The organism is Ensifer sp., assembly GCF_035999135.1.
In the GTDB taxonomy this organism is placed as follows: Bacteria; Pseudomonadota; Alphaproteobacteria; order Rhizobiales; family Rhizobiaceae; genus Ensifer.
Genome location: NZ_DASYGZ010000131.1, coordinates 1 through 7,633 on the forward strand (window position 1 = coordinate 1; position 7,633 = coordinate 7,633).

Here is a 7,633-nt window from a genome sequence, read left to right on the forward strand (position 1 = left end):
AGGATGATCGAGGTGTCGAGACCGCCCGAATAGGCGAGAACGACCTTTTTCACGTCTTTATGCGATGCCATGGTTTCCGTCCGTCTGGTCTTGGGGAGGGCGGCGATGCCGCGTGCAAATCTGCGGCACTTTAGCCAGAACACGCCGGGATACAAGCATTAGAACGCCGTATGTCTCGAATCCGTAGGCAAAAGCGCGGGCACACGATCAGGCACGGCGAACCCATGCCGACGCGTTAGGCGCGTGTCCGGGAGATTGCCCCTCATCTGCCTGCCGGTATCTTCTCCCCGCGGGCGGGTAGAAGAGGGCAAGCGGTGACCGCTCTGCATGCTTGCCCTCGAGATGGACTTAACCCTGCGACAGATCTTTACGGTTGGAAGACGTGGTCTGAGCACGGTGCCGCGCTCTCTCTTCTCCCCGTGTCTACGGGGAGAAGATGCCGGCAGGCAGATGGCAAACTCCGAAGGACGGCCAGTTCAGCCGATCAGCAGCGCGTCGTCGTCGAGCGTCTGGCCGCGGATGCGGCGGAACATGGCGATCAGGTCCTCGACCTGCAATTCCTTGCGGCTGTCGCCGGCGACGTCGAGCACGATCTCGCCGCCATGGAGCATGATGGTGCGGTGGCCATAGTCGAGGGCCTGACGCATCGAGTGGGTCACCATCATCGTCGTCAGCTTGCGCTCCGAGACGATTTCCTGCGTGAGGTTCATGACGAATTCGGCCATGCCGGGATCGAGTGCCGCGGTATGTTCGTCGAGCAGCAGAACTTCGGAGCCGGCGAGCGTCGCCATGACCAGCGAAACCGCCTGGCGCTGGCCGCCGGACAGGAGATCCATGCGATCGCCCATGCGGTTTTCAAGGCCAAGGTTGAGCTCGGCGATGCGCTCGCGAAAATGCTCGCGGCGCTTGGGGCCGAGCGCGGCCGTGAGTCCGCGGGCCTCGCCACGCTTGGCTGCGAGCGCCAGGTTCTCTTCGATCGACAGCGCGCCGCAGCTTCCCGTCAGCGGATCCTGGAAGACGCGGGCGACGAGACCGGCGCGTGCGGCCGTACCCTTGCGGCTGACGTCGGTCTTGCCGATCGTCACCTGGCCGGCACTCGGCAGAACGTCGCCGGCGAGCACCCCGAGCAGCGTCGACTTGCCGGCGCCGTTGGAGCCGATGACGGTGACGAAGGAGCCCTGCTCGATCGTCAGGCTGACGCAGTTCAGCGCTTGCTTCTGCAGCGGCGTGCCCTTGCCGAAGATGACTTCGATGTTGTTGACGCTGATCATGCCGCACCTCCACGACGCAGGCGGGGAAGGACGAGGGCGAAGGTGACGAGTGCTGCCGTCACGAAGTTGAGGTCGGAAGCCTGCAGACCGAGCATGTCGGTCGACAGCGCCAGCTGGATGGCGATGCGGTAGAGGATCGAGCCGAGCACGCAGCCGATCAGCGCGATCAGGATGCCGCGCGCGCCCAGCAGCGTCTCGCCGATGATGACGGCGGCAAGACCGACGACGATGGTGCCGACGCCCGAGGTCACGTCCGCGAAACCATTGGTCTGGGCAAAGAGCGCGCCGCCGAAGGCGACGAGGGCGTTGGAGATCGCCATGCCCAGATAGATCTGACGGTTGGTGTCGACCCCTTGCGCGCGGGCCATGCGGGCATTGGCGCCGGTGGCGCGCATCGCAAGCCCGGCATCGCTTTCGAGGAAGCGCCAGACGATGATGACGGCGATAACGACAAGCACGCCGATGAACAGCGGCCGGACGTAGAAGTCGCGAAGCCCGAGACCGTAGAACGGCGACAACATCGTGTCGGCATTGATCAGCGCGACGTTCGGCTTGCCCATGACGCGCAGGTTGACCGAAAACAGCGCGATCATCGTCAGGATCGAGGCGAGCAGGTTGAGGATCTTGAAGCGCACGTTGAGCATCGCCGTGACGATGCCCGCCGCAGCTCCCGCAACCATGGCCACGCAAGCCGCAAGCCAAGGATTGACGCCGGCAATGATCAGGACCGCGGTGACGGCTGCGCCCAGCGGAAACGACCCGTCAACCGTGAGGTCGGGAAAATCCAGAACCCGGAATGCGAGAAAGACGCCAAGGGCGACGAAGGCATAGACCAGCCCCAGCTCCACGGCTCCCCAGAAAGCAATTAGACTCAACCCCAGACCCTCTTTTCAACTGTCGCGCTTGGTTGTGCGTATGAGCGCGACGCTCCCGCTTGGCACATGGGGCTCACGGCCGGGCGCATGTGCGGCTTAGAAACTTGGAGCGGCCTTCTCTGTTGCGGGCCCCTCATAGCGAACCGCCTCCGTATGGAACGGAGGCGGGCAAAACGCAACAAACTTGAACCTGAAAGGGCCGAAAGCCTTATTCAACGACGCGGGTTGCGCGCTTTACGACACTTTCCGGAAGGGTGACGCCCATTTTCTCGGCGGCCTTCTTGTTGATCACCAGGTCGGAACCGGCGGCAACCTTGACGGCGATGTCGCCGGGGTTTTCGCCCTTGAGGATGCGAACGACCACTTCGCCCGTCTGCTTGCCGACGTCGTAGTAGTTGAAGCCGAGGGCTGCGAGCGAGCCGCGGGCAACCGAATCCGTGTCGGCGGTGAAGAGCGGAAGCTTGGCTTCTTCAGCGACGGCAACGGCGCCTTCGAGTGCCGAGATGATCGTGTTGTCGGTGGGCACGTAGATCGCATCGGCGCGGCCGACGAGCGCGCGCGCCGCACCCTGGACTTCAGCCGACTTGGTGGCGGCGGATTCGACCACGGTCAGGCCGGCCTTTTCGGCTTCGGTCTTCAGCACCGCGAGCAGCGAAACGGAGTTGGCTTCGCCCGAGTTGTAGAGGTAGCCGATCGACTTGGCGTTCGGCAGGATCTCCTTGATCAGGGCGACGTGCTCGGCAACCGGCGACATGTCGGAGAGGCCGGTGACGTTGCCGCCAGGCTTGTCCATGTCCTTGACGAGCTGCGCGCCGACCGGGTCGGAAACGGCCGTGAAGACGACCGGGATGTCGCGGGTGGACGAAACGACGGCCTGGGCCGACGGCGTGGAGATCGGAACAATGACGTTCGGTGCTTCGCCGGCGAACTGGCGTGCGATCTGCGCCGCGGTTGCCGGGTTACCCTGGGCCGACTCGTAGAGGAACTTGAGGTTTTCGCCTTCCTTGTAGCCGGCGGCGGCCAGCGCGTCCTTCACGCCGTCGCGGGCGGCGTCGAGCGCCGGGTGCTCGACGATCGCGGTCACGGCGACGGTCACCTCATCGGCACGGGCGGGCAGGGTGAATGCCACCGTGGCGGCAAGGGCGATGAGAAGTGAGCGCATGGGTTGTCCTCCTGAATTGATTTCCCGCCTTCTTAGGAAACCGGAGGCATGAAATCAATCGATAGGAACTGCATCACCTATCAAAGTTCTTCATCGATCAGGGAGGTGCGGGGCGGAGAACGAGCAAGCGCTCTCCGGCCGATCTCAGTCCTCGCCGTGGTTGGCGATCATCATCGCCTCGAAGGCGAGGCGGTCGACCTTGCGCATGCGCTCGGATTCCGACTTCAGCTGGCCGCAGGCGGCAAGAATGTCGCGGCCGCGCGGGGTGCGGATCGGCGAGGCATAGCCGGCCTGGTTGATGAAGTCGGCAAACTTCTCGATGTGTTCCCAGTCGGAACACTGGTAGTTGGTGCCCGGCCAGGGGTTGAAGGGGATGAGATTGATCTTCGCCGGCACGCCCTTCAGGAGCTTCACCAGCGCCTTGGCGTCTTCGAGGCTGTCGTTGACGTCCTTCAGCATCACATATTCGAAGGTGATGCGGCGGGCGTTCGAAAGCCCCGGATAGGCGCGGCAGGCGTCCATCAGTTCCTTCAGCGGGTACTTCTTGTTGATCGGCACCAGCATGTCGCGCAGGTCGTCACGCACGGCATGCAGCGAGATCGCCAACATGACGCCGATTTCTTCGCCGGTGCGATAGATCTCCGGCACGATGCCGGAGGTCGACAGCGTGATGCGGCGCTTGGAGAGCGACAGACCTTCGCCGTCAGAGGCGATCAGAAGGGCGGTCTTCACATGTTCGAAGTTGTAGAGCGGCTCGCCCATGCCCATCATGACGATATTGGTGATCTTGCGGCCTTCGGCCGGTACGATCGCGCCCTGCGGCGTGTCGCGCTCCGGGAAATCGCCGAGCCGGTCGCGGGCAAGCAAGAGCTGGGCGAGGATTTCTTCGGCCGTCAGGTTGCGCACCAGCTTCTGCGTGCCGGTGTGACAGAAGGAGCAGGTGAGGGTGCAGCCGACCTGGCTCGAAATGCAGAGCGTGCCACGGCCTTCCTCGGGGATGTAGACGGTCTCGATCTCGACCGGGCGGCCCGCGCCGCGCGGCGGGAACCGCAGCAGCCACTTGCGGGTGCCGTCGCCGGAGATCTGCTCCTCGACGATTTCCGGCCGGGCAATGGTGAAATGCTCCTTCAGCATTTCGCGCATGTCCTTCGACACGTTGGTCATGTGGTCGAAATCGGAGACGCCGCGCACGTAGAGCCAGTGCCAGAGCTGGCTGACTCGCATCTTGACCTGCCGCTCAGGAACGCCCTTCTCGACGAGCGCCTTGGCCATGTCCTCGCGCAAGAGCCCGATCAGCGAGGGTTTTTCTGCTTGCGGTGCCGCGCGCACCTGCGGTGCCTTAGCGATTTCCACCCGGTTCAGAATTTCAGTGGCTGCCATGCTCGCAATGTCCTGTCGTACAGCGTGAGGCCGTCCGGAGAGCGGGTCCGGAATTCGTCCTGATGCGCGAATTGAAATCGGTCGAGCCATCGATAGCGGCCAATCGGGGCGCGGAGGCTCTCAAGTTGGGCCGGGCTTTAGCATTGTTTTGGCCCGGAGTCACGTGGCAGGCCCGCGAACGCAAAAGGCCGGCTTTGCAGCCGGCCCTGATTTCCGTCTTGCGAAGCGGAATTACTTGCAGGCCTCGATCTGCTTCAGCGCAGCCGAGATGCCCGAGAGCGAGTAGGAATAGGAGGTCGCCGTGCCCTTGCGCGACTTGGCGTTGACCGACATGGCCTTGCCGTTCTTCATCGCGGCCACCAGAGCAGGCTCTTCGGCGGCGTTCTCGACCCAGGCGGAGTTGCCCTTGGTGAACATGACGAAGGTGCGGCCGTCGATGACGACGTTGACCTTGGAATTCTCCTGCAGCGGATAGCCCATCATCGCCTGCGGCTCGTAGCTGATGTTCTGGCCCGGGCGCTGCGAAACGAGGAAGAAGATGTCGCCGTGGTCGACGCCGGCCGGGCTCTTGTCCTTCGGAACCGAGAGCACGTAGCAGACCTTGCCGCCGCCGGCGTTGTAGGAGTAGGCGCCCCAGGCGTTGAACTGCTGGATGCGCGTCGGTGACTGGGCGGCAGCCACGCTGGCGGTTGCCAGAACGAGTGCGATTGCTGTTGCGATCTTTCTTACAAACATGAGGTCCTGCCGCTTTTCTTGCTTTTCAATCACCCGAAAGGTCAGACGGGCGACGCGTAGTCATGGTTAAGCTTGTTTTGACTTAATTCAGGTTACCAAACCGTCAACGATGGCCGAAAACCGTGGGTCTAGACCCGAAACGGGGCAGTTTGCCCCCTTGCACCGGCGTTTTTCAAACCATCGCTTCCCCATCGTCGAAGCTCAGGTCGATGCCGGATGCGCAGCGCTTCGGAATGCCGTTCCAGAAGGTTTCCTGCCCCAAGCCATTGCGAGGTGCCGGATGCTTGTGAATGCGTGACCGGCGCCATTTGCATGTCTATGCCACAAACATTTGGGCAAGAGTTTGACTTTTGGGCGGGAATGGGGCGCCACAACCTGTGGCCGGTCGATCGCGTCAGTCTTCGGCCCCGTCGGCGAGAGTCTCGTCAGCCTTAGTGTAGTGGGTTTCCTTGATCTGGCCGCTGATGGCGGCAAACGCCGCGGTCAGCACCGCGACGTCGTCGGAAAAGCCGACCACGGCAAGCACATCGGGGACCAAATCGATCGGCAGCACGAAATAGGCGAGGGCCGCGAGCAGAATGCCGCGGGTGCGGGTCGGCGTCTTCGGGTCGATCGCGCAGTAATAGGCGGCGACCAGGTCGCGGCTGAAGGGGATTTGCCGAGCGGCCCGGCGAAATGTCGGCCAGAAGCGGCGCTTGACGCGCTTTTCCCGTCGCTCCTGCTCGGATTCTTCGCCAGGCAAGAGAATTTCACCAATCTTGATGTCGTCCATGTCCCGCTTCCGCTGTTGCAGCGTCTCTCAATATGGGAATTGCTGGCTCTATTTCAAATGATCGGGCATGCGGCCGGATGCTGCCTTGTCCATTCGCGCCGCCAGCTTGAAGTCAAGCTCGGTCAGCCCCTTGGCGTCATGGGTGGTCAGCGTTACGTCGACCCGATTGTAGACGTTGAACCATTCCGGGTGATGGTCGAGCTTCTCGGCGACGATCGCGCATTCGGTCATGAAACCGAAGGCCTCGACGAAGTTCTTGAAACGGAACGCCTTCCAGATCGAGTTTCCGTCCTCGGCCCGCACCCAGCCTTCCATCTTGTGCAGGTTTTCGACGATCGCCGTCTCGTCCAGTTTTTCCGGTCTCATGGTTCTCTCCCTCTCGCCCGCCTGTTCGAAGGCCACAGCATGTTTTCTTTCATCCTAGCCGATTAGAGGATAAAAACATGCCGCACTTCAAAGGGCTACAGCGACCATTGCGCGTCTGATCAGATGCGCGGCGCAATCAACCCGCATCAGCGTGCACGTCTCCAGCCGTGGAAATTGCATAACATGAAACCGGTCAGAGTTCTTTTCGTTTGTCTCGGCAATATTTGCCGGTCGCCGCTCGCCGAGGGCGTGCTGCGGGAACGCGCCGTTGAGAAGGGGCTTGCTTCGATGCTCACGGTGGATTCGGCCGGAACCGGTGCCTGGCACATCGGCGATCCACCGGATCGCCGTTCGATTGCGGTCGCCCGCCGGCACGGCTGACAAGGTACAGCTCTTCCTCGGCTACGCCACCGGGCGCAGCCAGAACGTGCCCGATCCCTACTACGAAGGCGCGGAGGCCTTCGAGGCGCTTTACCAGATGCTCGACGCGGGATGCTCGTCGTTGCTGGAAAGGCTTGGCGAGCGGACCTCGTGAAGCGGAAAGACCTCTTCGGTGAGGTATGGGCCACCGCCGACCGAATCGCGCGACGACAACAGCACGAAGCGTGAGACGTTGAAGAGCGAGGTCATGAAGTTGCCGCGTCCGGAGAGGTATTCGACGACGTCCTCCACCCGGCTGGAGCGCAGCCGCGCCAGTGTGACGTGCGGCGTGAACTTGCGCGGATCCGGCTGCAGCCCGAGCCTTTGGCAGATGCGCTCGATTTCGGCCTGCAGCGCGTACATTTCCGGCTGGTTGGTGACGCCGGCCCAGACCGAATGCGGCTTCTTCGAACCGAAGGCGCCGGTTCCGGTCAATTGCAGCTGGAATTCGGGACGTTCGATTCGGTCGAGCTTGTCGATGATCTCGTCGGCGGTGCGCCAGTCGACGTCGCCGATGAAGCGCAAGGTGATGTGGTAGTTCTCCACATCGATCCAGCGAGCTCCGGGAAGACCTCCGCGCAGCAATGAAAGACTCATTGCAGCATTGCGCGGAATTTCGAGGGCGGTGAATAGTCTCGGCATGGCGAGCTCC

Annotated in this window: 8 protein-coding genes and 1 pseudogene; 1 reads left to right on the top strand and 8 read right to left on the bottom strand. The window is 62.6% G+C overall.

Features of this window, described 5'->3' with window-relative positions:
• Positions 1-476: 476 nt before the first annotated feature.
• The 7 genes from VGO12_RS15990 to VGO12_RS16020 all read right to left on the bottom strand — a co-directional run bounded on the left by VGO12_RS15990 (position 477) and on the right by VGO12_RS16020 (position 6,561).
• Entirely contained in the window at positions 477-1,271 is a 795-nt protein-coding gene (locus tag VGO12_RS15990) for an ABC transporter ATP-binding protein (RefSeq protein WP_327513731.1), read from the bottom strand.
• The gene (locus VGO12_RS15995) at positions 1,268-2,146 is read right to left on the bottom strand and encodes an ABC transporter permease (protein WP_327513732.1); all 879 of its coding nucleotides are present in this window, start codon (positions 2,144-2,146) and stop codon (positions 1,268-1,270) included. Before VGO12_RS15995 ends, VGO12_RS15990 begins: the two co-directional genes overlap by 4 nt.
• 208 nt (positions 2,147-2,354) lie before the next feature.
• Positions 2,355-3,308, bottom strand: coding sequence for an ABC transporter substrate-binding protein (locus VGO12_RS16000; RefSeq protein WP_327513733.1), 954 nt, complete (start codon positions 3,306-3,308; stop codon positions 2,355-2,357).
• A 144-nt stretch (positions 3,309-3,452) separates the two neighbouring features.
• Positions 3,453-4,688 (bottom strand): 23S rRNA (adenine(2503)-C(2))-methyltransferase RlmN, encoded by a 1,236-nt coding sequence (gene rlmN, locus VGO12_RS16005; protein ID WP_327513734.1) that lies wholly within the window; start codon positions 4,686-4,688, stop codon positions 3,453-3,455.
• Between the two features lie 231 nt (positions 4,689-4,919).
• Entirely contained in the window at positions 4,920-5,423 is a 504-nt protein-coding gene (locus tag VGO12_RS16010) for an invasion associated locus B family protein (protein WP_327513735.1), read from the bottom strand.
• A gap of 394 nt (positions 5,424-5,817) precedes the next feature.
• The gene (locus tag VGO12_RS16015) at positions 5,818-6,195 is read right to left on the bottom strand and encodes a YkvA family protein (RefSeq protein WP_327513736.1); all 378 of its coding nucleotides are present in this window, start codon (positions 6,193-6,195) and stop codon (positions 5,818-5,820) included.
• A gap of 48 nt (positions 6,196-6,243) precedes the next feature.
• Positions 6,244-6,561: a 4a-hydroxytetrahydrobiopterin dehydratase gene (locus VGO12_RS16020; RefSeq protein ID WP_327513737.1), complete on the bottom strand. Its 318-nt coding sequence runs from the start codon at positions 6,559-6,561 to the stop codon at positions 6,244-6,246.
• 183 nt (positions 6,562-6,744) lie between these two features.
• Between VGO12_RS16020 and VGO12_RS16025 the strand changes: the two are divergent.
• Positions 6,745-7,096 (top strand): annotated as a pseudogene (locus tag VGO12_RS16025) (low molecular weight protein-tyrosine-phosphatase).
• Here VGO12_RS16025 and thpR read toward each other — a convergent pair.
• A complete protein-coding gene (thpR, locus tag VGO12_RS16030) occupies positions 7,033-7,623 on the bottom strand; it encodes an RNA 2',3'-cyclic phosphodiesterase (RefSeq protein ID WP_327495437.1) in 591 nt (196 codons plus the stop codon). The pseudogene VGO12_RS16025 and the gene thpR overlap by 64 nt on opposite strands.
• Between the last annotated feature and the right edge of the window lie 10 nt (positions 7,624-7,633).

Excerpts from the sequence above, each read along its gene's own strand:
- VGO12_RS16000 (WP_327513733.1), bottom strand. The coding sequence starts at position 3,308 with ATGCGCTCACTTCTCATCGCCCTTGCCGCCACGGTGGCATTCACCCTG.
- rlmN (WP_327513734.1), bottom strand. The coding sequence starts at position 4,688 with ATGGCAGCCACTGAAATTCTGAACCGGGTGGAAATCGCTAAGGCACCG.
- VGO12_RS16015 (WP_327513736.1), bottom strand. The coding sequence starts at position 6,195 with ATGGACGACATCAAGATTGGTGAAATTCTCTTGCCTGGCGAAGAATCC.
- VGO12_RS16020 (WP_327513737.1), bottom strand. The coding sequence starts at position 6,561 with ATGAGACCGGAAAAACTGGACGAGACGGCGATCGTCGAAAACCTGCAC.
- thpR (WP_327495437.1), bottom strand. The coding sequence starts at position 7,623 with ATGCCGAGACTATTCACCGCCCTCGAAATTCCGCGCAATGCTGCAATG.
- VGO12_RS16010 (WP_327513735.1), bottom strand. The coding sequence starts at position 5,423 with ATGTTTGTAAGAAAGATCGCAACAGCAATCGCACTCGTTCTGGCAACC.
- VGO12_RS15990 (WP_327513731.1), bottom strand. The coding sequence starts at position 1,271 with ATGATCAGCGTCAACAACATCGAAGTCATCTTCGGCAAGGGCACGCCG.